Raw genomic sequence first — 539 nt, 5'->3', positions numbered from 1 at the left:
CTCACGAGCGCGATAAAGGCGATCGGAACCGCCTGACGGACCCCCGTCATAATCTCGGGGATCGTCGCGGGGAAGACGATCTTATAGAGGATCGATCGCTCGTCGGTCCCCATCATCTGAGCCGCCCAGACGAGGTTCTGATCGACGTTCTCGGCGGCGTTGTAGGCGTTCAGCACGATCGGGAGCAGACACGCGAGGAAGACGATGAGGATCGCCGCCTTCGTCCCGACGCCGAGCCAGAGGATGGCGAGGGGGACGAGCGCGGTCTTGGGGATCGGATACGTCATCGAGAGGAAGATATCGAAGAAGTTCTCGACCGGATCGGACCTGGCCATCCCGACACCGAGGAGGACCCCGACGAGGATGCTCAATCCGAGTCCGACGCCGACGCGGAACAGCGAAATAAACAGGTGAGAGAACACCTCGCCGGAGACGAAGAGGTCCACGATTTCGGCTCCGACGGTCGCTGGGGCGGGGAGGACGTCGGTCGCAACGATCCCGCCACTCACCAGCTCCCAGACGAGGACCACGATGCCGAG

General features: G+C 62.9%; 1 protein-coding gene. It reads right to left on the bottom strand.

Features of this window, described 5'->3' with window-relative positions; translation table 11 throughout:
- A partial coding sequence (locus tag DEQ92_RS21710) for an ABC transporter permease (RefSeq protein WP_115821771.1) occupies positions 1-539 on the bottom strand: 539 nt, incomplete at both ends.

The organism is Haloferax sp. Atlit-6N (assembly GCF_003383195.1).
Classification (GTDB): Archaea; Halobacteriota; Halobacteria; order Halobacteriales; family Haloferacaceae; genus Haloferax; species Haloferax gibbonsii.
Note: the sequence above shows the minus strand (reverse complement) of the source record. Positions and strands in the feature narration are given on the sequence as shown.